Consider the following 24,000-nt stretch of genomic DNA (forward strand, 5'->3'; position numbering starts at 1 on the left):
CCGAAGATAAGATTGCCGCGCATATGAAGAGCAGGCGCAGAGCCATCAAGCAAGGCTTCGTGAAAGCAATCAGGGATTACCGACTTGCGCTCAGTTCACTCGAGCACTTTAGTGAAAGCGTCATGCACTGGCCATATCACAGCGTCCGGTATACATGATCGATCGTCCGGTCGCCGAGATCCGGATCGACATCGAATATCGACATTGAACTTGAAGAGGTAGCTTTGCGAAGCGCCCGCACAAACGCTAACCCCTGAGACGACTTTAATTTCGCATCTGATTGGTGGCCATGCTGCCGAGGCCAGGTCTCATGATCGCCTGTCTTTTTAGTCGTTGACACGCTTGTTTAACGTACGGCGGTGGCATTCGGCGCCAGGCGAAGAATTGCGCGTCCCGCAGTCGAACCATTCTCGAGCGTCGATGATACGGGATCGCTCTTGCTCACCAGTCTCAGACGCGGCCCCTCGAGCACATCACGCGTTGCGAAAGCCGTCTGAATGATATCGCCTTCGGGATCAGCAACCGATGCGTCGTCTCCGGTCGCCCCAGCCGTTTGCACAACGTATCCGGCAAAGTCATCGCGCTCGTATCGCTTGAGCAGTAGCTTGATCAAACCCGCCGATATCCATGCCATCAAGCAATCCATCGTTCGTCACCAGGTTTCCAACAGATCCGCAGGAGCGTCGCGCCCCTCACGATAAAAATGCCGGTCTATAACAGACGCGCTAGCCGCCGCACGTAAATGCATGCGGCCAGCCTCGATCGGCAAACACGTATTTTGTAAGGCATGCATCAACCGCCAAAATAGGGATTGCAGTAGCTCACCGGACCGACGCATGCTCGTGGCTTTTCAGCGCGTCTACCGCTCAGGCTTGTTCCGGAATTGCCAGAGCCTTCATCGCTATGCGCATGTTGCGCCTTCATTTGCGCAACTTGTTGCTGATACATCGGACTGACATCGGGATAAGACGCATCGGTTACGAACCGCGAGCCGTCGTTTTCTGCCTGAACCAGTTCTTGCCGGATTTGCTCCCGCGTCTTCGCCTGCGCGAATGCGCTCGAGAGATCCGTCGTCATAGCGATTGCGACGACCGACATGGTCACTACGGTGAGCTTCTTCATATTTAACTCCGCGGGAATTGAATTGTGAAAAACACACTGCTCGACTCTTTAATCTGGATATCGAAATTCATTGATCTCGATTACCGCGTCTTCACCAGCATGTCCTTCCAGCCTCGCGAAGCAAGCAGTGGAACCTCGTGTTCACTGCGAAAAACACGCCATGCAATGTCTTTATTCCTTCAATCTTATCGTTTGTTCTTTTGAGCTGAGTCAATTACGCAGGGCGTGCCGGCGCGCAGTCGTCAGGTTGAACGAGGCGTCAAGAATATGAAGCCTAGTTTCACGGAGCTTCGTTGCTCGCTTCCTGCAGATGTGTAGATCCCGTGCGCGAGGCAAGCGCCCTTGTGCCCGTTAGTGCACAAAGGGAAGGATCTTCCGGGAAGTATTGGGATCCTTACCAGTTCCGTAAGCTGCTTGAACTGTCCGGATTCGTGGAATAAGCCAGTAGAAAGGCAGAGCCGAACATGCGGGCTATCGCGGGGAGTAGCCGCAGATCCTGCGTCGGATGCTACACATCGCGCCAGAAGCGATGGCGAATCGCCACATCGGCAATGAGCAGGTTTCGACTGCGGATGTCGGTGCTTTGTGCAGCGGCGCGATTGCCGGGTTCCGTGTCGCCCGACTGTATTTGATCTATGCGTTGAGAAAGTGCCGAGCGTAGCCAACAAAAGCTTCCGGGTACTGGAATATCACGCCATGGCCGGAGTCCGGGTAAAGAATAAGCTGCGCATTCGGCATGGTCTTGTACATCGTATAGGCGTTATCGACTGGCAGCATGGTATCGGCGCTGCCGGCAACAACGAGCGTTGGATGGTGAATGGACCGAAGTACCGTGTGCTGCGGATCGGCTACGGCACACCAGCTGATCAGCGCCTTCGCCTGCGCTCCATTGGCGGCCGAATTGCATTCCGTGTCGCGATCCTCGGTGCGTTCCCGTGTCCGCTTCAGGAAAGCGAGCCCTGCCGATCTACTATTGACCGAGGGCGTAAAGAACAGAGGCAGTCGCGGATCCGGCGCGCTCGTGTCGGCGTATGCTGCCTGAAGGACCGCCATCAGATGTTGCTGTCCACCTTGCGGGGCAGTGCCGACGAGAATCAGTTTGCGCACGAGGTCGCCAAGCACAGAGGCGATTTGTTGGGCAACGCAGCCGCCGAGCGAAAAGCCGAGCAGATCGACTTGACGCAGCCCCAACGACGTCATGAAGATGATCGCATGTCGTGCCATCGCCTCTACGCTATCCGGCGTTTGTCCCGTGGAACGTCCGACACCGGCGTTGTCGAAAATAACGACAGGACGATCCTTGGCGAGCGCATTGACGACCGCAGTATCCCAGGAATCGATGTTGCCTGAGAAGTGCTGCAACAACACCAGGGGAACGCCGTTTTTCGGGCCGAGGCGGCGAAACGCGAATTGAACGCGGCCACCGTCGACGTAGAGCGTGGGGGCTGTCTGAAGTGTCAAGCCCTCCTTCCCGGACCGAGGGCCAGCCTCACCGGAATCCGCACTCATTTGCCATTCCTTGCGATCACTCGATATCACTTCTTTGTTGTTCATCTGGCGCTTCCCCGGACCGACAGTGCAAAGGTAAGCTCGTAAGCGCTTTACGACCATCTCCTACCCTCCGAATTGCATGATCGATCGTCCAGATCTTCCGTTCCTCGAGTTGTCGCGCGCGGCGCGCGCTCGCGTCCGCGGACACAGATCATGCAATGGAATGAACGCGACCGGGCGCCCGTGCCGATTTCCTCCACGACGAACCAACCGGTGACGTATCGGCTTCGAGGTTTTAACCGGGACGCGGCAACGAAGACAGGCCCTGTATCTTCTGCTCTACTGCCAAGCGCTGCTCGCTGTCTGGATTCCGGATCACAAATTTCGGCTTCCCGGTTATTGGAGACCTTCATTGGCGCCATTACCATTTTCACGTTTTCTATCTAGCTCGAACTCGAGACCGTCGGTGATACCCCCCTTTCAAGAAAACGCGCTTTACTCCTCGGTGTCGAGGTTACTCGTGGCGGCTGCCGGTACGACATGAATTTTGCACGGCAGGAAATCAGGACCGAAGCTGCGCTTCGTACGGGAGAGTGGTCACTCGGCGACCTGCATGTCACCACGCTCGATGCAGTGGATCTGTCGGAATGCCGTCTGTCATCGCTTCCCGGCCAAATGTTGAGGCTGTTCTTCGTCCGATCGGGTTCCATAACGTTGACGTCTATCGCAGGGTCGCATCGGCTAGACGCAGGAAGCCTGTTTGTTGCGCCACCGCAGGCTGGGTGGAAACGGCAGAATTTTTATAATCAAACAAAGCTGGTATTGATTTCCATCCCGAGGCGCGCATTGCACGAGCGTGGCTTTCAGATCAAATCGTTCGAGCTCGTGGCTGCGAACATGTCCAATCCGGACGCACGTGCCGTTGGTCAATTGATCTTGTCCATTGCCGAACAGAGCGGATGCACGAGCCTTGCGCTAAGAGCAAGGCAAGGACGGCATCTTCTGGATTTGCTTGCCATGGTGCTGGGGAATCCACTCGCGGTGATAAGTGCCAGAAACCGCGAGGTGGCGCTATCGCGTGCAAAAGACTACGTCGCACGGCATCTGGAAGACCACGAGCTGAGCGCGACACGTATCGCAACGTCGGTTGGCATTTCGCCTGGCCACTTGAATCGCCTTTTTAAAGCCAGCGCCATGTCGGTGATGCGCTATGTCTGGGCGTGCCGTTTGGATCGCGCTGCCGATCTTCTCAGAAGTCGCGGCGAATCAAACGTCTCGATCAGCGATATTGCCTTCAGTTGCGGATTCGCGAGCCACGCTCATTTCAGCCGTGTGTTCAAAGCGCGATTCGGCTTTTCTCCTAGAGACTATCTGTTACGCGTGAGAGCACACAAATCCGGTGCGCACCTCGAGATTGCGGCTAAAACGGAAGATGTCTGATGCCGTCCGATGCGTCTCGCGGCGCTCTGCTAGCTGGGTTCCGGCGTAGGCAGTTCGAATTCGGCGTGCGTCTACGAGACGCCAGCCGAACGGCTTGCCCGACGTATTGCATCCAACGATTGAATCCACCGACCAAACGGGTCAGAGGAACGGGGGCTTTCGGTGTTGTGCGCCCGTCGGCTTTTGGCCGAACCCACGAACCGACGAAAGGGGGCCGTCGTCGATCCGGGGTCATCCGGCAAGTGTCGACCCGTTGAAGACAATCCGCTCGTTCGTTGGAACGTCCGCTTTGCGCGGAAGCAGTCGTTCGCTTATTGGCGGTCTGCTGAGTGTCTCACGTGCAAACCGCAGTACCCGGCCAGATCGCTTTCCTGCCATCCAATCGCTCGCCGATATAACGGCCGATCACCTCCGCGGGCGAGCCTGTGTCGCCGCCTGCGCTATTCACCAGCACGACGATAGCGCGCTTGCGTGGTCGGCTGAATGCAGCGTAGCTCGTGAAGCCGCCGGTGCCGCCCGTGTGCCAATGAGTCTGATCTTCCGGCCGGTAGAACCAGCCAAGACACATCGTCAAGGCAGCGTCGACTTTCACGCGAGGCTTTTGCACGTCTTCAAGCGCCTGGCTCAACGTGTACCTACCGGGTCCCGTCGCGTCCCGTACACTCTGCGGATCATTGAGGGCCTCAAGATAACGAAGGACGTCAGACACCGATGCCCGCAGTCCACCTGCCGCCACCAGCGAGTTGAGGTCCCAAGGATGCGCGGGACGGCCATTTGTCTTGTGACCTTGAATGAAGCGCATTTGCTGTTCAGATGTCAATGCGACGGTGGTGTCACTCATGCCTAACGGATCCAGCACCTGCTCGCGCAGCAACTCGACGAATGGCTTGCCGCCCCGATTTGCGAGGGCAAAACCGAGCAGGCCCACGCCGAGGTTGCTGTAGCTGAATTTCGGCTTCTCAGGTTTGCCTGTCCCATAGGTAACGACGAATTCAAGCAGCTTTTCGGCGTCGAAATCTGCATATGGATTTTCAGGGTCGGCTGGTCGCATGTTGGATGGTAGGCGCGGCAAACCTGAATGGTGAGTCGACAGATCGAGCAGCGAGATTTCCCGTTTTGCCTGCTCGTGCACGATCGCGCTCGGCGAGAGTTCTCTCACCGGCTCATCCAGGCAAGCTTGCCCTTGTGCAACCATTTGCGCGAGTAGCAGTCACGTGAATGTCTTGGATAACGAGCCGACTTCAAAGATCGATGCGGCACTCGCGGCACCAAAGGAAGCAATCGCCCGCTCGCCGCCCTGTACCACGCCGATTACTACGCCGCCCGAGTTTCCCTTCGACAGCCAGCCATCTGTAGATATCGCTTCGAGGTCGCGTGAAAGCTGTGAACCAAGGTCTGCGACTGCAACAGGTGGCAACGCAGGTAACATGCGCGGTGGCGGCAGAGGTGTCACGCGAGCAATCTGTGTCTGACGTTCGAAATCGAGAGGCCGGTCGACAAGTTGCGTCCATCGTCCAGTCAGCCGGTTTAAATCCGCGGAGAGCGTGCCCGCCCAGCGGCCGTTGACTGACGGGACCTCGAAGCTGAAGCGGTCGCCGCAAAACGATACTTGCGTGCAAGCCAAGCCCGTCGCTCGCTGGTCAATGCTGTCAAGGGAAGCCACCTGCCGCCCGGCCTGATCGCTTTTGACGATCAGTTGAATGCGATACGCATGCTCGTCCACAGAAAGATGGCCTAGCCATATGCCATCGATGGGAGAAGGCGTCACCGCCGCAATAAATGTGTCACGCACGAGCTTGAGCGCTATCTCGCGACCCTGTGTCCATGTTCCCGCGAGCGTCAAATCGTCTTCTTCGAGAGCACCTGACCAGGATCCCTTGACGGCGGGTACTGCGAAACTCAGGGAGCGCCCTGCGATCGTCACGTCCGTGCATTCCATTCCGAATCCGCCCTGATTTGGGCTGTCGATCGTTAGCAGCGGAAGGTCGCCGGCAGTCCACGCAAGGTGCAAGACCACACGCGAGGATCCAAGGAAACCTTCATAGGATCCGGGCCGGAACGGTGTGTCTGCGGGCACAGTAGATTCCTCGATGCAGGGAATTCACGCTTGAGGTGGCCAACCTATCGGTCGGCCTTGAGCATATCGGCAAGCACGGCCCATCGCTCGTGACCTTGCCATTCGCCATTGATGCGCAAGTAGCGCGGCGAGAAGCCTTCCTTCTGAAATCCTAATCGGCGTACCAACGCTATTGACGCATGGTCCACCCGGGCTTCCCGACTGGCAAAGCAAGACCGCTTTCAAACTGGCTTTGTCGTTCGGGCGATGAAACGCTCTTCACTTGCTCGTATGGCGAAAATAGCGGTCGCCCTTCGCGGCCGGACTCGGCGAACAGGCGATCTAAATGTTCAGTCCAACGCCTGAAATCCGCGGGTACAACGGCAACGATATCCGGCATGGCAAGGTGCTTCCCTTTTTACAGCCTTGGATTTTTCGGATGGAGGCCAGCGATTTCCAGCGATTCAATCGGACCATATAGCGCGTGAGCTTCCTGCTTCACTACCGCCCAATACTTGTCGCCGTATGACCAATGCCACCATTCGAACGGGTAATTGACGAAGCCTGCATCTTCCAGAGCAGCGAACATCAACGAGCGGTGTTGTCGAGCGTGTGCATTCAGATTCTCGAACTGTGAAAAACAGGCGCCGCCCGACGCCACCTCATCGGCATCGTAGGCGCAGCCAAGGTCAAGCTCACACCCATTGCGATCACACAGGGTGATGTCTATTGCTCCACCGCCAGGATGCCCTGCGACCGATGGCGGTGCAACGAACCGCGAAGTAAGTTCGATTGCGTCGGACTCGGCCAGACCCGGATTGCTGACCAGGACCTTGCGCAACCGCCGCTCAAAATAAAATCTCTGCAGGGCGGCTGGTCGCAGCGCTTCCTTCACCAGAAGACAATAATCCGATGGCAAGTTCGAAACAGCCTCGACAAGTCGACAGGCAACCGTCTCCCGTACCGTGAATTTTGGCTGATAGCCAAGGCAAGCGATATTCGCGGCGGAATCGTCGATGCGCAGCCGCGGATGCAGGCCAGCGATTGCGACGAGCCGTTCACCACATTCCGCGGTCACCATCGCACTCACGCGCGCATCGGAAAGGCTGAGCCAATTCATTGTGGGGGATATCGATGCGCTCATTCTGGTTGTGATGCCGGACGCATTATTGAGGTCATTCGCTACGTTTGCGAGACTACCGCCTGCGAGCGACAGACTTATAACAGAGGTCAATAAAACCGGCTAGCAGAGAACCTGTCGCGGGCTCTTCGAGCACGCCGAGAGCCTCCCAGATGCCTACTGTCCGGCCACCACTCACTCAAACTCAGTCGCATACCCGGAGAGCTTGCTGCCGATCGCCAGGTTGAACATCGCCAGTTCGCGGCTGTTCGATGACATCTGCAGGCCGGTGCGAATGGCCCGGATCTCGGGCGGCTTTAAAGGTGGCTTCTGTCGGGTGAGCTTGCCCTCGTTCCAAGGCACACAACGACCGGTGAGGCAATCCTGCGTCTCCATGACGATGCGTCATCTGGTTTGCGGGTCCACGCGATTTCTCGGCAAACGCTCGCCAAGTGCATCGTAGATAGGTAGGCAGCCCAATGCGATGGGGACTATCATCGCGCTGAAACAAGCTGTCAGCATTGGCAGAAGCAGCGCAAAACTCGCGGTCATTTCCATCACGAGCACAATGCCGGTAACAGGTGCCCGCACCACCGCCGCAAAAAAAGCAGCCATTCCCACAACCGCGAAGTCGGCTGGATCGGCAGTCTTGTCGACAACGGAATGCCATAGCAGGCCAAATGCAAGACCCGTCTGCGCGCCAAGGACAAGCATCGGCGCGAACAGGCCACCGGGCGTCCCAGCCGCATACGACACGGCGCCCAGCACGGCGCGGACCAGCAAAACATATACGATGCCCGAGAGGATCCCCGAGCCGTCGATTGCGCGCTGCGTCAGGCCGTCGCCCCCTCCCACCAGGTCCGGCGCGAACCAGCCAAGCACGCCGACAAGTGCGCCGATTAGCGCAGCGCGCGCTTCGACTGGCCAATGCGCGAGGCGATCCGATACGGCTAGCGCGAAAAGTATTGCATGACAATAGGCGACGCCCAGGAGTCCAAGGGCCGCGCCGAGCACGAGGTGCGCCGGCAGAAGGGGAAAGCCCGGCACACCGTGACCAGCGAACGCGAAGTCAGGTGCGTCGCCATGCATGAGCCGCGCGACGACAATGGCTCCGGCAGATGCACCCAGCGCGGCCACAGCCGTGCGTGTCTCGAAACGGCGCATCAGCTCCTCCAGCACGAAAACCGCGCCGGCAATCGGTGCATTGAAGGCCGTCGCGAGCCCCGCACCGGCCCCCGCTGCAACCAGGACCAGGCAGTCGCGCGCGTTGCGGCGAAACAGCTTCCCAATCAGGTGGGCGAGTGATGCGCCCATCTGCACGATGGGTCCTTCGCGGCCCAATGCAAGCCCGGCACCAATGGCAATCACGCCTCCGACGAATTTGACCGGTAGCAGCACGAGAGTGGCGGGACGCTGGTCGCCCCTAAGCACGGCCTCCACGTGAGGGATACCACTACCGCTTGCTTCCGGCGAAAACCGCTTCACGAGCCAGGCAGAGAACGCTGTCAACGTCGACACCGCCAACGCCAGAGCGATAAAGCCGACGACCGACTCGTCGTGCGCATACGAGATGAACCGGCCGCGCCATGTGTCCGCGCGTTCCAGTGCGAGTCGAAACATCACGCCCAACAACCCGGCCGCCGCTCCCACGACGAGAGATGAAATGGCTAGCGCGATCATTCCGCGACGTTGCTCGCCGGCATCGGTTGTCGTCACCATGTCGGCCCTGCCGCTCCACTGCCGGGCGTCATCCGGAACCCACCGGTTTTTGCATCGAGCGCAATACTCCATGCGCAGCCCAATTCCATGCCTTGCACAATGTGTTGAACTTCGCTGTTCGCACCGCGTGCGCGTGCCGCTTCCATTGCGCCCACCATCGCAGAGACTCCTGAGCGTTCGGCCCCAACCCACTCCGGCGGCGCCGCCGTGCGGCTTCAGACCATGATGCCGACGTCACGGCGAGCGGCTTTCAGTCAGTGCCCGGGAACGGCATACGCGTCGGACATTGAAGAGTAAGAAACCGAGACCAGTCCGTCCAGTGGCCGATACATTTCAAGGATCAGGAAAGTCACGGTCGATGCGGACAACGAACCTAGGAGCAACGCTATGACGACAGTTGAATTCGGAGGCGTAATCAAGCCAAAGGCGCCGAAAACAATGCACAACCACAACACGAGCGTGATGAGCAGCGCGGGCGAAACGGAGGCTGCGGTTTGCAGGACCCCGAGTTCACGTGCGTCGAATGCGGTCCCGTAACACCCTCGTCGGAAACCGGATGTCGCTGAGCCATCACCGCACCGACCACGCGCAACGCCGGCATTGCCGTGAACCACAGAGCGCGTCGTAACGGAAAGAGCGCCTGATCGTCTTTCATCATGGTATGAAAACGGAACCCTTGCCGGTAGTGGTCTTTGGAGTCTATATGTTGGGTTAAACCTCTGCCTTAAGAAGCCGCGCTCGGTTACGGCCGCCCCCGCGACATGCGCAACTTAATTCGCTAGCTGTTTTCTTAATTTAGTTAGCATCCTTGAAGTCTTTTCTTGTCGCCGCTCGGGCGGCGAGAAATCGCGATATCGAACAAACACGGCAATCTTCGTGGCCGCACAGTCAGACGTAAACGGCACTGGACGCTGAGAGATGTCGTACTAGACTATCTTTGCAAGCACGTGTCGAAAATAGTTGATCTGCGTTGGTTAGTCGTTAATTAAAAGGAGCGCGTCATGTTGAAACAGGCATCTGTGATTGCGGTCATTTCTGGCTTGGCGGCCCTTTCGGCGTGCAAGACCGACGGTTCGATGAATGCCGGCGCGGCGCCAGGTGCAACAACGGGCACAGCGCCCTCGAGTACAGCGACCAATACGGCACAAGCAATGCCGGCTACTTCATCGGTCCAGGCTGTCCAACCATCGCGGCCGGCGCAACCCCTGGCAGTCGCCCCACCGCCCAAGCAGCAACTGACTACTGCCGAGAAGGTTCTGGATGCGGATTCACGAGCGGCCGTTTATGCGTTGGTGTCTAATCATCCGAAGATGGACGATCTTGCACATAAAGCCAAAGGTGTTCTCATATTCCCCAATGTCGTGCGCGCAGGCTTTCTCGGTGGCGTGACGCATGGAACCGGAGAGCTTATCGAAGATGGAAGGGTCTCGGGCTATTACGCCACGACCTCGTTGTCCTATGGCTTTCAGGCGGGGGTGCAGCGGTATGCGTACGCAATGCTGTTCATGACTGATGCAGCACTTAATAACTTGAAAACAAGTGACAACTTCGAGATCGGGATGGGTCCAACGGTCGTCGTCGTTGATGAAGGCGCGGCAAAAAACTTCAATACAGAAACCGCAAAATCCGACGTTTATGCCATGGTCTTCGACCAACGCGGCTTGATGGCTGGGACGGCGCTGCGGGGAACAAAGATCAGTCGTATCTCTCAATGACGAATTGATGAGTCCGGCGCCGGGCCCATGCGGCCATTGCGAGCGCGATCGCGCTGCAGTCCTTGAGCTCGGTGGCGTTAAATACTGGACCATAAGACAAACGGGTTCGGCTCATACCCTTATGTCTGTGCCGACCCATGTCAGGGGTCGTCAGTGCATTAAACGAGCAGGCAGACGCAAATAGCGCGGAGCGGGAGGATGACCACTGCACACTGAACAGCGGACGTCGGTGGCTACGTGACAAACGTCTCGATCTGGCCGACCAATGCCCCATACAGTCGGCCGAAGTCAACCCATTGCGGAGTTTCCGTGGATTGCCAAATGCGCGTTCCAGAGCGAATCAACGTCGTTCGCCGAGCCAGATGTCCTGGCAAGTGCAGACCTTCAATCGCCAATCGCGGGAAAGCGGCCGCGCATCACAGACCCGGACACAGCCTTCGCGCGTACGGCCGAACTAGCGAGTGGATTTCAGCGAGTCTTCCACGTTCGCATCTCTCTGATAGGCCTCCACGCACACCGCTAGCACCTCGGCGCGAAGCCAGCGATGGGCCGGATCCTGGTCCAGACGCGGATGCCAGATCGCCGAGACGTTGAAAGCGGGCGTGAGCACAGGCAATTCGAACCACTGGAGCCCGTTGGCTGCGGCATGATCGGGCGTGAACCGGTTGCCGAGGCAGGACCGCGGGATGACAGCGAGCAAGTCCGAGCGATGGGCTACCTGCATGGCACTGGTATAGGACGGCACAACCATCAGTACCCTTCGCTGCAGGCCCAGTGCTTCCAGGGCCACGTCCACCGGACTGAGCGCCTCCCCGGTGCGCGAGGCCACCACGTGGGCGCACGCAGCCCAATCCTCAACGCGGATATCGGTGCCGGTGCCGCTCAGGAGAGTGTGGCCAAGGCGGCCAACCCCCACGTAGCGATCGCGGAATAGCAGGCGCGTACGTATCTCCGGGGCCGAGGTCCTGACGGTGCCGATCTCAAGATCGATCGCACCTTCCCGAAGTGGCTGGGCATTCCAGTCCGGCTTGGACGTGAAGCGAAGCTGCACGCCGGGCGCTGCACGGTGGATCCGGTCCATGAGGGCCGCGCCAAGCAGATCGACGAAACCCTCGCCCGCTCGCAGCGTGAAGCTTTGCTCAAGGGTAGCCGCTTCGAACCGGTGCTCTGCAGGGCTCAGTAACGCCTGCGCTTCGCGGATCAGAGCGGGGAGGCGCTGGCTCAACTGCTCCGCGTAAGGCGTGAGGACCAGCGCGCGGCCAGCCTGTAGCAGCAGGCGGTCGCCCGTGGCCGCGCGCAGGCGCATCAGCGTGCGGCTCATGGCGGAGACACTGAGATTCAGGCGTCGGGCCGCTCCTGTGATGCTGCGTTCGGTCAGCAGCGCATCCAGGGCCGTAAGCAGATTGAGGTCGATGCGTGGCATTCCTCCAGCATAGCGGAAAGCCAGCCGGGTATGGCGTTTGGCGCAATCATGGATTGCAGATGAGGCGTCTGGTGCAAAGCTGGAGCAGCCCGGAGAATTCATGACATCACGCCGACGAAGAAGGAAAGCTCATGCCCGAAGCGCCAAACCTCGCTCACACTCCCACCATCCTGATCATCGGCGCCTCGCGTGGTCTTGGCCACGCGATCGCGGCCGAATTCTTGAAGAATGGGTGGAACGTCATGGGCACCGTCCGCGCCCGCAGCGGACGGACCCTGCTGCACGCCCTGGCCGACGCGCATCCAGACCGGGTCGAGATCGAGACGCTGGACATCACCCGCCGCGATGAGATCCAGTCCCTGTACGAGCGATTGTCCAGCCGGACGTTCGACATTCTGTTCGTCAACGCCGGCACGACCAATCCGGATCCGACCCAGACCATTGGCGAGGTCTCGACCGAGGATTTCGCGAATCTCATGATCGCCAATGCACTCAGCCCGATGCGGGTGGTGGAACGCCTGTCCGATCTTGTTTCGCCCACGGGCCTCATCGGGGTCATGTCGTCCGGGCAGGGCAGCATTGCCGACAACGAGTCCGGCCAGCGAGAGGTCTATCGTGGCAGCAAGGCGGCACTGAATCAGTTCATGCGCTGCTTTGCTGCGCGTCAGGTACGAACGACCCGTGCCCTGCTGCTAATGGCGCCAGGGTGGGTGCGCACCGACCTGGGTGGACCGGAGGGGCGACTGTCGATCGACGAGAGCGTTCCCGGGGTTGTGAACGCGCTACTGGCCAAGCAGGGCCGTCCCGGTCTGGAATACCTCGATTACCGTGGCCGAACCGTCCGGTGGTAACCGGGAGACCCCGGAAATACGCAGCTAAACCCTCGTCGAGCGGACCACCGCCGGCGAGCCGTACAGCCGAAAAGCCGCGGTCCGTTTTTGATCGATTTTCTGCAAAGTGCATAGTTATCCCAAAGACTGCACGGTAGCCCAAACCGGACAGTCGGACCGTTGCGTTGACTGGCCTGCAACTGGCCGGGAGCAACCGCTCGCCAGCCACCGCAAGCAAACCTCGGTTTGTTCCGCCATCTCGAGTGCATCGTCGACCTCGATGCCGAGATAGCGGACAGTGCTTTCCAGCTTGCTGCGCCCCAATTGGGGACGCCTGGCCACCTACCCCAGTTCAGATTGCCGGCGGAAATGGCAGCGAATTGCACGGCGCCGCCGGCTTCGCGGTCTCGCCGAACAGCACGTCGTAGGCCAGCGTTCCCATTGACGTGTACCCCTGACTGTTCATATGAATCGGGCTTTCCGGATCGTAACAGGCAGTTGCGATACCTAATGGCGTCACAGACGGATTGCCGACTACCGTTGAGAAATCGATCACGCCGTCGTAGTGACCGGGCGCCTGAATCCACGCGTTCAACTGCTGTCGCTCTGCCTCGTTGGCCGGCGTATAAAAGCCCGTGGAAACAGGCTGGCCGTCAGACCCGACGATATCGCCGATCGGCGTGTTGAGGCCACCATACACCTTGATGTGCTGTGCATGCGCTTCTTCGATCAGAATCTGGTAGCGCGCGATGATGTCTTCCGCCGAGTGGCCGCCGAGGTCGTTGTCGCCTGCGAGAATCACGATGTCGGTGGGGTTGCGCGACAGCACGTCTCGCTGAAACCGGTCGAGCAGATCCACCCCGCAGCACCCCGGACCGCCGATCGTCGTATTGAACAACGAATTGCCGCCGATACCGGCGTTGCCGACCGCGACCGTGCTATTGCCCGCATTCGCGAGACCCGCCATCACAGCTGGCCACGTGTGCTCGATATCGCCGGCGCCACGGCCGTCCGTAATCGACTCGCTCATCGCAATGACGACCCGCGTCGCTGCCGGCACCTGCACTTCGACTTCGCTCAAACTGAAAACGCCGTTGAACGTCTCGAACGAAAGATTCGAAAACGATGGGTTCGTCGCGACATTCTGGCCTCTGACTACATAAAGCCCCGGCAGCGGCGTCACGCTATCGGAATGGCCGTCTGCATACTGCGTCAAGCCGTTGAAGTGCATCGTCACGTCCAGGTCGGATAGCTTCGGCACATTCATCGCGACCGGGTCGCTTAGCAATTCTTCCCCTGGCGCGACTTCAGCGAAGGTCTCTCCATTGTTGAACGTCACCTGATGAAGCGTTGCGGTGTTAATCGCCGTGGGATCGCCCGCTTTGGTCGTATCGGGCAGTGCCACGTTTGCCGAATCGACGATCATCGTCTGCGAGCCGAAAACATTTGAGAGCCTGATACGTACGCCGGTACCGCCCGCGCTGGTATGGATGCGCGTTCGCGTCGTATCGGAATCGAAATTCTGCAGGCCGTTCTGCAGCATCGCAGCTGCCCATGTGGTTGCCCAACGGGTTGTCGAGGCCGCGCTTGATTGAGGTGAAGGTGCGGCCAGCACGCTGGTTGCACCCGACTGGGGATCGGAGTCTCCTCCGCATGCACTGAGCAGGCCGCTGATCAACAGGGCCGATATCAACCAGCTTTTACCTTGAAACAGCGAAGATTTGCGTCCATACGTCGCGATCGGTTGTCGCATGATGACTCCGGGGGAGAGTGTCGCCGTGGTGTTTAAGTTTCCTTCGTAGCGTGTGCCTGGTTGTTTTGTGTACCGTTTTGCGAAACGAAGTCGCAAAACGGCAACGATTGTAGTGAGCAACGCCTGGCGTTTCGGAGCGCAATGCGAACAGAAGTACAGGATTTCGTCTCGCATTGCCGGCTATTCCATGGCATGCAGATGATCTTCGGGGCTGATTCCGGCCAGCAGGGGATGCCGGATGCTCAGCCCTGGTACGAGTGACTGAAGCCAAACTGGTTTCGCCAAAAACCAGCCATTTTTGGCCTGCAAACAGGTCCAACGCTGCCCTGCTTCCGGTCAAATGACCGCTTGTGGCCGACTACTCCCCGATGCGCACCGGAAAAATCGGTACCATGTGCCCGCTCGTTGACATTATTATTTCGAATCCGCGAAACCCATGCGGCGCAAGTTTCTGCGTTTTACCGATGCGAGCTAGCATGCGGGTTGATACATTTGATCTCGCAACGTTGACAGTTTCAATGCGGTCTACGGCTGGCGCCGCCCGAGCGCGCATCGCTGCTGCTGGCGGAAGTGGAAGGGCCGAGCTACGAGGAAGCGGCGGCGGTCACGGCGTCGGCGTCGACCGTGCGAAGCTCGTTCATGTATCGGCGCGCCTGAAGCGGGGCGCGCGTTTAGCGAGCACACGCGGCAAAGCGCGCTGCCCGCAAGCCGCTGAGCGGCGCTTCGTTTATTGCGCAAGCAACTGCGTGACCGCCTCGGTAATGAACGCAGCATCCTCGACGTTGGCGGTCGGCAGGCCCGCGCGATGGCCCCATACCGAAGGAATTGGCAGCAGCCGCGCATTGCGCATCTGCTCGACTTCGAGACGGTTGTCTTCCACCTGAAAATACAGATCAGTCTCGCTCGGCATGATCAGCGCGTTGGCGGTGATCGCCTGCAACGCGGCGTGGAAGTCGCCGCGATAGACGTCGTTGGCGGCGATGTTCGCATGCTGCCAGGTCCACAGGTGCGCGAGCAGATTGTTCGCATCGCGGCGCAGGAAGTTGGCCTCCCAGCTCATCACCAGATAGTCTTCCAGCGAAGAAAAACCGGCGCGGCGCCACAGCTCCTCACGATAGAACGTCTGCGACATCGCCATCGCCGCATAGCTGCGGCCCATCGCGCGCAGTCCCCGTTCGGGGCGCGCGACGAAGGTGCCGTTCTGGAAAGCGGCATCGGCGGTCAGCGTCGCGCGAACGCCTTCGAGGAACACGAGGTTGTGCGGCGATGTCTTCGCCGCACCGCATAGCACGGCGAGCCGCTTCACCATCGCCGGATAGAGCGCGGCCCAGTGATACGCCTGGATGCCGCCCATCGACCAGCCGCACGCGAGCTGCAGCGTATCGATACCGAGCTCGGCGAGCAGCCGGCGCTGCACCGCGACGTTGTCGGCAATCGTGAAGTTCGGCCAGCGCGTGCCGTTGAACGGCTCGACCGCATTGCTCGGCGACGACGACAGCCCATTGCCGAACAGATTCGGCACGATCACAAAATAGCGCTCGGTATCGAGCGCCTTGCCGGGGCCGATCAGCCAGTCGACGTCGTAGTGATGCGCGGAGAACGACGTCATGTACAGGATCACGTTCGACTTCGCGGCGTCGAGCCGGCCGTACGTCTTGTAGGCGAGTTGCGCGTCCCTGAACGTGATGCCGGACTGCAGCACCACGTGGCCCGCGTTGAATATCGAATAGTCTTGCATGGCTTTCGGCGTAGGTGAGTGAGGTCGGTAATCGAAGGCAACGCTCAAGGCAATGGCGGCGGTGCGGCACCACGCCGGCGCGCGCACGCACGCGCGGCGTGCGCGCGGGGCGCTTGCGGTGCTGCCTGCGCTCCGGCTCGCCGTCCGGCTTTCCATCTGCTTGCCATCGGCTTGCGGCTCGCTTGCGGTTCATGCGAGGCGTCATCTGCGTGGGCTTGCCGTGCGCCTGTTGCAGATCCGGACTGCGCTTTCTGCTGCGCCGTCTTGGCGCCTCACGGCCGCTGCTGCGCGCATCCGCATCATGGCATAGACATTGCGCGGGCGTGGGCCCTTCAATATTGCCGCCCGTCCTTGCCCATGAGCACGCAGCCTGTCGATACCGCCGTCCGAACGCAGTTTGCGTTTTCCTTTCACAACCGCTGGTGCCAGCTCGCGTGCGGCGTGGTGTGCGCGATGGTCGCGTCGAATCCGCAGTACATCTGGACCCTGCTTACGCATCCGCTAATGCAGCGGCTGGGCGTGTCGTTGCCCGCGCTACAGGTGACGTTCTCGATCCTGATCGTGTGCCAGACCTTCCTGTCGCCGCTCGAGGGCTATCTGATCGAACGCTTCGGCGCGCGCTGGCTGCTGGCGGCGGGTGGCGCGTTGACCGGGCTCAGCTGGATACTGACCAGCAGCGCGTCGTCGCTGACGCAGGTGTATCTGGCTTATGGCGTGATCGGCGGCCTCGGCGTGGGCATTATCGTGGTCGGCACCATCGGCCTGATGGCGCGCTGGTTTCCGGACAAGCGCGGCCTCGCGATCGGTGTGGTGATGGCCGGCTTCGGCATGGGCTCGATGCTGACTACGTGGCCGATCGCGGCAAGCCTCGCGAAGTACGGCTATCAGCACACGCTGGCCGGCTTCGGCGTGTTGCTGGCGGTGGTCGGCATCGCCGCGGGGCTCGGCATGCGCTTGCCGCCGTCCGGCTACATGGCGGACTGGCGGCCGCCGGTGGCCGCGCATGCGGCGCGCGACACGCGCACCGGGGCGATGCTGCGCACGCCGATCTTCTGGCTGCTGTTTGCGATGATGTCGATGATGTCGACCTCCGGCCTGATGGTCACGTCGCAAATGGCCGTGTTCACGCGCGACTTCGGCCTCGCCGACCTGAGCGTATTCGGACTTGCGGCGCTGCCGCTTGCGCTGACCATCGATCGCGTGGCCAACGGGGTGACGCGGCCGCTATTCGGATGGATTTCCGATCGCATCGGCCGCGAGCCGACCATGTGCATCGCATTCGGCATGGAAGCGGCGGCCATGGCATTATGGCTGGCGCTGCGGCACGACCCGCTGTTGTTCGTGCTGCTGTCGGGCGTGGTATTTCTCGGTTGGGGCGAGATCTTCTCGCTGTTTCCTTCGACGCTGACCGATACCTTCGGCGGCCGGCATGCGATCGTCAACTACGCGTGCCTGTCTTATGCGCAAGGCGTCGGCTCGATTCTCGGCGGTCCGGTGGCGGCGCTGCTGCATCAGCGCACCGGCGGTTGGCATGCGGTATTCGGCACGGCGATCGCGCTCGATACCTGCACGGCGCTGCTGGCGATCGCGGTGCTGCTGCCGCTGCGCCGCGCGTGGTTTGCGCGGCAACGGGCACACTGAGCGCCGGCGCGTGCAGCAGTGATGCAAGCAACCTCGAGGGCTGCGTGCGCGGTCGGAGGGGCTCTACCGATTCATGTGGTCGAAACGCAGTCATACCATCCCGCGTTGCCCCGAGCTTTCGCGGGCATCTCTTCACGTTGCTCCGGTTCAACACATATCGGTTCGGTGATGACTATGCGGTGCGCAGTGTCGGTGCCGCCGAAGGAAGCGAGCCAACGTGTCGCGTTGGCGCGTTCTGCCGGTCCACTTCTCACACACCAGGCACTGTGCAACCCATCCATCGGATGACATTCGGGTAGACCGCGGGCCGCTTCACACCCCACAAACGGGAGATCGCCAAGTGCGGCGGATAGCGCGTCCCCGTTAGGCAACCGGATGTTCGAGATGATGGTGAGTCCAGGTATATCGGTCGCATAGCGGTAAGTGTTCAGGCTATCCGGCCTTCGCGGCAATGCCGATCGTACTGGCTCATGGTATTCAAGCCGTCGCTATGATCGACGACAGGCTTGCGACGGCCGTTGTACGCGTAGAAGCGGACGTTTCTGCAATAGTAGCGAACGTCTCCTCGTGGCCGACCGAAGACTCCATGCCCCGCATCGTGCCCGGCAAGACGACCGTAAAACGAGATCGGACAGTGTGCACCGTCACGACATCGCGCTGGCCTGCACTACGGTTGTCGCGGATGCTCAAGAAAGAAGCGTAGCATTTCGCCACTCGCGTCCGGCCCGCTTGCGTCCGTATAACTGCCGCGCGCACTGCCGCCCGCCCATGCGTGCGGTGCGCCGTGAATGGTCCATAGCTCGGCATCGACGCCGGCGCGGGAAACCAGCCGCTCGACCGTGCAGTCACGTCGGCCCTTCCCGCTACGACGCTCTTCGTTGACCCCATCGCGTTGTTTTTCGAAACCGCGCACGATCCGGGCGGCATTCGACACGTGAACCGTGGCGTCGGCATCACCATGAAAAACGATCATCGGCCGTTGCGGCGCAAGTGAACGGCATTGCACGCGTTGTGCCTCCGCGGGATGCATGCCGCCTTTCATCGCGGCGAGCGCAGACGGCAAGTTATGCGCACAATGCGCAGCGAGACCGGAATGGATGCCAGCCGCGGCGTACAACTCGGGATACTCGCTGATCATGACTGCCGCCATCGCGCCGCCTGCGGACAGGCCCGCCACGTACGCGCGCGCGGGGTCGACATTATGCATGGCAATGATCTCGCGCGTGATGCCCGCGATCAGGGACGGCTCGCCGCGTTCGCGCGACTGATCACCCGGCCTGAACCAGTTCCAGCATTTTGACGGGTTGGCCTGCTTCGGCTGCACCGGATACGCAACAAGAAACCGGTGGCGCTCGGCGAGCGCATTCATCCCGGTACCGGCGGCGAAGTCATCGGCGTCCTGCGTACAGCCGTGCAGCATTACAACGAGCGGCATCGGTGTGCTCGCGGTCCCTGCGGGCACATAGAGCCGATATTGCCGACGGCCAGCAGCATTTGAATACGAGTGCGTGCTGAAATGCCCGCGATCTTCGACATCTGTGCGTACCCGTTCCGTCGCACGCGGCGGGACGTCGTACCTATTCGTCCGGTAACGCGGGGCGTCCACGGGACTGGATACCGTCACATCCGACGTGTCGTTCGCCGCCCGCGTGCCTTCGCCACGCAACGCTCGTTGTATTGCCGCCGTCGCTTCGGCGGGGCCGCGTGTACGCAACAAGGCCATCGCTTCGTGTATCGAGTTCAGGAATCCTTCATTCAGTTTCATGGTGTGGTCCTGTGAGCGGAGTAGATGCCGGGTTGGGCGGCGTGTGGTTACCGGATACGGTCGGCGAGCGCCGCCTTGACGGCAGGCGTCGCATGAAATGCCCCCAGCACCGCCACACTTCCGATCGTTGCGCGCGCAAGTTCCGGTGAGACGTCAGCCGCAATGCTGGCCAGCCCGAGCACCTGGATGTCGAGGCGCTCGCGCGCCGCGCGGACTGCCTCAAGGTCCTGTCTGGAAAAATGCTGCATGCCGAGCACGAGCGCGCGGCGTGTGACCGTCTCCTGAACGACCTGAGCGTGTAGCGCGAGCTGATTGCGGATGGCCGTCCGGATCAGGTCGGTGCGGTTCGAATAGAAGCCTTCTTCAACGAGAAGATCGATCTGACCAAGGTCGACCGGGACAAGGTTGATCGTGATTTTTTCGGACTCTCCGCCCTTGGCGCGAGGAGTCTCGGGGGGATTCGCAGCTTTTCTCATCATCCATCCGTATGCCATCCATGTGGATGGTTATAGGATGGTTTTAGCGACAATGCAACATATTTTCGCTGCGGGCTAACATCCCGCAGATTGGCCGGTTGGGCGCGCGACGCAGGTGCATGCCGGCGATCACTCCCAGCATCGAAGCCGTTGCGTCCGACGATATGAGCGGCACGCGATTACTGGCATCAGAAACCGACGCCGATGCCGACATGCGCCGCGGCTTCCCTTCGTCGCGGCGATGCCTTCGCGCCAAGACGCAGGCCGATGGCGCCGCCGATGTAGCCGGCACCGATGATTCCGATGGTTGACACGTTTTATATCTCCAACTGTTTGGGGATGGGTTCAGATAAACGTTGGTGCCGCCTGATGCAATGACTCGGATGGCATCAACCGTGGTAGATCGGCGTGGATCCGGATTTCCGCTGGCGGTCGCCAAGCGCGAAGAGCTTTTCGCGAAGTCGTTGAATATTGCGTTCGCCTGTCGCCAGCCCCTCGGCCGTCGCGTGCACCGAGTAGTAACCAAGATGCAGGTCGTGCGGATGCGGGATGGCCGAGCCGAGCACGAACGTCGCGCCCTCGGGACCACCCTCGAGAGCGATCACGCCGCCATCGTCTCAAAACACCAGCAGCTCGCCATTCGACGCAGAAGCAGGGCCCGACAGGCTTCCTCTGGACAGAGCGAGCCAGCCGACAGTGTGTCCGGTGGGCGGCTCGTAATTCCAGCGCTGGCGGGGCGCGAGTGTCACGAGCAGATAATTCACCCCCTGTTCGGCGGGAAGCTGCCGTTCGCAGGTCCGCTGACGAGTGCGGACGATCGTCCGAAGATGGCCGCACTCTGCCGTCTGCGACGGGCAGCCGCCGACCCTTCCGTGACATCGAACTACGCGGTATCAACGGCCGATCCCGGTCGGCATCGGTCGCGTGTCTGTTCGGAAACCGACGCGCATTGACGGTGCAAATTACGCACCGCCACTGCTCGGGCCTGAACCTAAGCCGACAACAATTGACAAAACTCCGCACACGGCTGTCACTGACCGGCGCAGTGCAAACGATGGCGGTTTTTTTCAATTGCGTTGAGGGTTGAAATCTGTGGACAGGGATTTGCTGAACCGGCAGCGCCGGAACTTTCTTGCACTCCTCGGGCGAACGGGCAAAGCTGCACTGCTTCCAGGCGTCTTAAATATCACCGCCGCCGAAGTGGTAGCAGGTAGCGCGGTATTGAGTTCGTCCGTCGAGGCGCAACCGCGGCCTGGCGACACGCTGATCGAGCCGCCGCAAATACGTAGTAAAAACGGCACGCTCGAGACGACCCTTACCGCTGCGAAAGGTGAAGTGCGACTTGGCTCGTTCTCATTTCCGGGGCGAATGTACAACGGCGAATACATCCCGCCCGTACTTCGCGTCAGGTTGGACGACACGTTGAAGATCAGATTCAATAATCGCCTTCCGGACGAACCAAGCAACCTCCATTTTCATGGAATGAGCGTGTCGCCGCGGGGCCATAGTGACAACGTCTTCGTTCACGTGCCACCGGGCGGCAGCTTTGACTATCAGGTGAATATTCCCGCGAATGACCGGCAGGGGCCGGGAATGTTCTGGTATCACCCGCATGCGCACGGTGTGGTGACACCCCAGATACTCGGCGGCATGTCTGGCGGACTTGTTGTGGAGGGGATGGACGAGCGCTTCCCGGTCCTGAAAGGGATGCCAGAGCGTCTCCTTTTCATCAAGCATGTCGAGCATGAAGGACGCGAGGTCGTTTCGATCAATGGCCAGATCAATCCGGTCGTTTCGATCCGGGCCGGAGAGCTTCAATACTGGCGCATCGCGCACATTGGTGCGACGCTGTTCATGAAGTTTGCCCTTGACGGTCTGCCCTTTTACGTCGTCGCCACCGACGGACACGTTCTGTCAAGACCACGGCGAATCACCGAGTTTTTCATGGGCCCGGGACAGCGATACGACATCATCTTCGTCGGCCCACCGGCGGGCGAGTACGCGATGCGCACCATCTCGTTCCAGAACGAAGCATGGGTGCCGCCCGAGCCCGCCCAGCAGTTGATGACGGTCGTGTCTTCAGGCCCGGCAGTGCAGTATTCGCCTATCGAAGACCACCTGCTCGGTCAGCAGGTTCGTGGGCCCAGGTGGATCGACGATGTGCGCGGCGCGGCGATCGCGCGCCGCCGGACGCTCGACTATTCGCGGACGCCGGACCGGAAGATGTTCATGATCGATGGCCGCACAATGGACGAGAATCGCGTCGACCAGACTGTCCGGCTGGGTGACACCGAAGAGTGGACCATCGTCAACACCGACCAGCAATTCCACAGCTTTCATATCCACCAGACTGCCTTTCTCGTCACGGAGGTCAATGGCGTCGCGCAGAGCAGGGACAGTTTGCACGACACATATTCAACTCCGCCCGCGACCGATCTTGGGCCGGGTTCACTCAAGGTGGTAATACCGTTTACCGACCCGGTGATCGTCGGCCGTTTCGTGTATCACTGCCATTCGGTCAATCACGAGGACAAGGGGATGATGGGGATTGTCGAGGTGGTGGACGGACGCGGACCAACCGGACCCGATGGGCCTGCGATGTCAGACATGTGACGGTGCAACGATCTGCGCACTTGCCGGTGTCGCTGAGGTCCTCGGCGCGATCGTCTCGGCCGACCCGGATGGATGCTCGGCTGCAATCAGCGACTCGATACCGTGGGTTAGCGCTACGACGCCTGCCTCATGAAAACCGGCGCGCGGTACCATCTTCGTCTGCCCCGCCCCGTATCCCCCTGCCCCATGGAACTGAAGCAGATCCAGTACTTCATCGCGCTTTTCGAAGAAGGCACCGTCACGCGCGCCGCCAGACGGCTTAGCATCGCGCAGCCGGCGCTCAGCATGCAGATCGCCAAGCTCGAAACGGAGATTCGGCAGAAGCTCTTCGAGCGTGGACCGCACGGCATGGCGCCGACCGAAGCCGCACGGTTGATGTACCGCCTTTACACGCCGATCATGCGCGACATCAATCACGCACGGGAGCACCTGAGTCGTCGCGACGTCATCGTGACGGGCCGCGTGTCGCTGGGCATGGTGTCGTCGGAGGCGCAGAGCGTATTGCCCGAATCGCTCGCCCGATTCGATGCGCTTTTCCCGCAAGTCGAAGTCTCCGTCGCCGATGGCTTCAGCGCGCAACTGATCGACGCTGTCGAATCTGGCCGGCTCGATGCCGCCATCATCAACAAGCCGCGCGGGCGGCTGACGCTTCACGTAGAGCCTTTGCTCGTCGAGGAAATGGTGCTGGTGACGAGCGTGGTGCATGGCCCAAAGCTGCCCGACGAGATCGATCTCGCGCAGCAGTCGGGCATCGAATTCGTGTTGCCCACGCGCCGCAACGGCCTGCGAGGCGCGCTCGATGCCGCGCTGATGGCGGCTGACATTGTCATCAAGCCGAAGTTCGAGATCGATCTGCTTAGCACCATCGTGCAGTTCGTCGAGCAGAGCAGTGTCGCCACAATCCTGCCGCGCGTCGTTGTGCAAGCGAAAGTGGACGAAGGGCGCTTGCGTGCACGCACGATCGCGTCGCCGCCGATCGTGCGCCACATCATTCAGGTCACGCATCCGAAGCGGCCGATTGGGCCGGCCGCCCAGGCGCTGATCGCGATCATCACCGAGGAGATCCGGCGCGTGACCGCAGGATCGCCCGAATGAGCG

General features: G+C 60.4%; 20 protein-coding genes and 3 pseudogenes. 7 read left to right on the top strand and 16 right to left on the bottom strand.

What is annotated here, in order from left to right; all coding sequences use genetic code 11:
• Window positions 1–346: 346 nt before the first annotated feature.
• From QYH69_RS19965 to QYH69_RS19975, 3 genes are all read right to left on the bottom strand, one after another.
• On the bottom strand, window positions 347–634 hold the full coding sequence (locus QYH69_RS19965; protein WP_308833532.1) for a hypothetical protein: 288 nt from the start codon (window positions 632–634) through the stop codon (window positions 347–349).
• A gap of 158 nt (window positions 635–792) precedes the next feature.
• Entirely contained in the window at window positions 793–1,098 is a 306-nt protein-coding gene (locus QYH69_RS19970) for a DUF4148 domain-containing protein (RefSeq protein ID WP_374992458.1), read from the bottom strand.
• Window positions 1,099–1,755: 657 nt separating this feature from the next.
• Window positions 1,756–2,676, bottom strand: a complete 921-nt coding sequence (locus QYH69_RS19975) for an alpha/beta hydrolase (protein ID WP_308833534.1) — start codon at window positions 2,674–2,676, stop codon at window positions 1,756–1,758.
• A 477-nt stretch (window positions 2,677–3,153) separates the two neighbouring features.
• On the opposite strand from QYH69_RS19975, the gene QYH69_RS19980 reads away from it, so the two are divergent.
• A complete protein-coding gene (locus QYH69_RS19980) occupies window positions 3,154–4,053 on the top strand; it encodes an AraC family transcriptional regulator (RefSeq protein WP_308833535.1) in 900 nt (299 codons plus the stop codon).
• 334 nt (window positions 4,054–4,387) lie between these two features.
• Here the strand turns inward: QYH69_RS19980 and QYH69_RS19985 are convergent, their stop codons facing one another.
• The 6 genes and pseudogenes from QYH69_RS19985 to clcA form a co-directional block, all read right to left on the bottom strand.
• Window positions 4,388–5,248: a serine hydrolase domain-containing protein gene (locus tag QYH69_RS19985; RefSeq protein ID WP_308833536.1), complete on the bottom strand. Its 861-nt coding sequence runs from the start codon at window positions 5,246–5,248 to the stop codon at window positions 4,388–4,390.
• 15 nt (window positions 5,249–5,263) lie between these two features.
• Window positions 5,264–5,992, bottom strand: a complete 729-nt coding sequence (locus QYH69_RS19990; RefSeq protein WP_308833537.1) for a hypothetical protein — start codon at window positions 5,990–5,992, stop codon at window positions 5,264–5,266.
• Window positions 5,993–6,174: 182 nt separating this feature from the next.
• A pseudogene (locus QYH69_RS19995) lies at window positions 6,175–6,315 on the bottom strand (phosphinothricin acetyltransferase); the annotation flags it as partial.
• A gap of 212 nt (window positions 6,316–6,527) precedes the next feature.
• Complete coding sequence (locus QYH69_RS20000; protein ID WP_308833538.1) at window positions 6,528–7,229, bottom strand: M15 family metallopeptidase; 702 nt, start codon at window positions 7,227–7,229, stop codon at window positions 6,528–6,530.
• Window positions 7,230–7,451: 222 nt separating this feature from the next.
• Window positions 7,452–7,625, bottom strand: a pseudogene (locus QYH69_RS20005) (integrase); the annotation flags it as partial.
• A 9-nt stretch (window positions 7,626–7,634) separates the two neighbouring features.
• Entirely contained in the window at window positions 7,635–8,948 is a 1,314-nt protein-coding gene (gene clcA, locus QYH69_RS20010; RefSeq protein ID WP_308833539.1) for a H(+)/Cl(-) exchange transporter ClcA, read from the bottom strand.
• A 1,001-nt stretch (window positions 8,949–9,949) separates the two neighbouring features.
• Between clcA and QYH69_RS20015 the strand changes: the two genes are divergently transcribed.
• Complete coding sequence (locus QYH69_RS20015) at window positions 9,950–10,663, top strand: YSC84-related protein (RefSeq protein WP_308833540.1); 714 nt, start codon at window positions 9,950–9,952, stop codon at window positions 10,661–10,663.
• Between the two features lie 454 nt (window positions 10,664–11,117).
• On the opposite strand, the gene QYH69_RS20020 is transcribed toward QYH69_RS20015, so the two are convergent.
• Window positions 11,118–12,086 carry a LysR family transcriptional regulator gene (locus tag QYH69_RS20020; protein ID WP_308833541.1) on the bottom strand — a complete coding sequence of 323 codons (969 nt, stop codon included), beginning with the start codon at window positions 12,084–12,086 and terminating at the stop codon, window positions 11,118–11,120.
• 131 nt (window positions 12,087–12,217) lie between these two features.
• Here QYH69_RS20020 and QYH69_RS20025 point away from each other — a divergent pair, with 131 nt between their 5' ends.
• On the top strand, window positions 12,218–12,937 hold the full coding sequence (locus tag QYH69_RS20025) for an SDR family NAD(P)-dependent oxidoreductase (RefSeq protein WP_308833542.1): 720 nt from the start codon (window positions 12,218–12,220) through the stop codon (window positions 12,935–12,937).
• Between the two features lie 216 nt (window positions 12,938–13,153).
• Here the strand turns inward: QYH69_RS20025 and QYH69_RS20030 are convergent.
• From QYH69_RS20030 to QYH69_RS20040, 3 genes and pseudogenes are all read right to left on the bottom strand, one after another.
• Window positions 13,154–13,240, bottom strand: a pseudogene (locus tag QYH69_RS20030) (integrase); the annotation flags it as partial.
• A gap of 28 nt (window positions 13,241–13,268) precedes the next feature.
• Window positions 13,269–14,669: a GDSL-type esterase/lipase family protein gene (locus QYH69_RS20035; protein ID WP_308833543.1), complete on the bottom strand. Its 1,401-nt coding sequence runs from the start codon at window positions 14,667–14,669 to the stop codon at window positions 13,269–13,271.
• 727 nt (window positions 14,670–15,396) lie between these two features.
• Window positions 15,397–16,407: an alpha/beta fold hydrolase gene (locus QYH69_RS20040; RefSeq protein ID WP_308833544.1), complete on the bottom strand. Its 1,011-nt coding sequence runs from the start codon at window positions 16,405–16,407 to the stop codon at window positions 15,397–15,399.
• A gap of 357 nt (window positions 16,408–16,764) precedes the next feature.
• Here QYH69_RS20040 and oxlT point away from each other — a divergent pair, with 357 nt between their 5' ends.
• Complete coding sequence (gene oxlT, locus QYH69_RS20045; protein ID WP_308833545.1) at window positions 16,765–18,048, top strand: oxalate/formate MFS antiporter; 1,284 nt, start codon at window positions 16,765–16,767, stop codon at window positions 18,046–18,048.
• Window positions 18,049–18,715: 667 nt separating this feature from the next.
• Here oxlT and QYH69_RS20050 read toward each other — a convergent pair.
• Entirely contained in the window at window positions 18,716–19,813 is a 1,098-nt protein-coding gene (locus QYH69_RS20050; protein ID WP_308833546.1) for a PHB depolymerase family esterase, read from the bottom strand.
• Window positions 19,814–19,860: 47 nt separating this feature from the next.
• A complete protein-coding gene (locus QYH69_RS20055; RefSeq protein ID WP_308833547.1) occupies window positions 19,861–20,289 on the bottom strand; it encodes a CopG family transcriptional regulator in 429 nt (142 codons plus the stop codon).
• Between the two features lie 119 nt (window positions 20,290–20,408).
• Here QYH69_RS20055 and QYH69_RS20060 point away from each other — a divergent pair, with 119 nt between their 5' ends.
• Complete coding sequence (locus QYH69_RS20060; RefSeq protein ID WP_308833548.1) at window positions 20,409–20,600, top strand: hypothetical protein; 192 nt, start codon at window positions 20,409–20,411, stop codon at window positions 20,598–20,600.
• Between the two features lie 78 nt (window positions 20,601–20,678).
• Here QYH69_RS20060 and QYH69_RS20065 read toward each other — a convergent pair whose 3' ends face one another.
• Window positions 20,679–20,894, bottom strand: coding sequence for a hypothetical protein (locus QYH69_RS20065; protein WP_308833549.1), 216 nt, complete (start codon window positions 20,892–20,894; stop codon window positions 20,679–20,681).
• Between the two features lie 499 nt (window positions 20,895–21,393).
• Here QYH69_RS20065 and QYH69_RS20070 point away from each other — a divergent pair, with 499 nt between their 5' ends.
• Together QYH69_RS20070 and QYH69_RS20075 are read left to right on the top strand one after the other, a co-directional pair.
• The gene (locus QYH69_RS20070) at window positions 21,394–22,902 is read left to right on the top strand and encodes a multicopper oxidase family protein (RefSeq protein ID WP_308833550.1); all 1,509 of its coding nucleotides are present in this window, start codon (window positions 21,394–21,396) and stop codon (window positions 22,900–22,902) included.
• A 186-nt stretch (window positions 22,903–23,088) separates the two neighbouring features.
• Complete coding sequence (locus QYH69_RS20075) at window positions 23,089–23,997, top strand: LysR family transcriptional regulator (RefSeq protein WP_308833551.1); 909 nt, start codon at window positions 23,089–23,091, stop codon at window positions 23,995–23,997.
• Window positions 23,998–24,000: the final 3 nt, after the last annotated feature.

It is taken from the genome of Paraburkholderia sp. SARCC-3016, from assembly GCF_031119615.1.
In the GTDB taxonomy this organism is placed as follows: domain Bacteria; phylum Pseudomonadota; class Gammaproteobacteria; order Burkholderiales; family Burkholderiaceae; genus Paraburkholderia.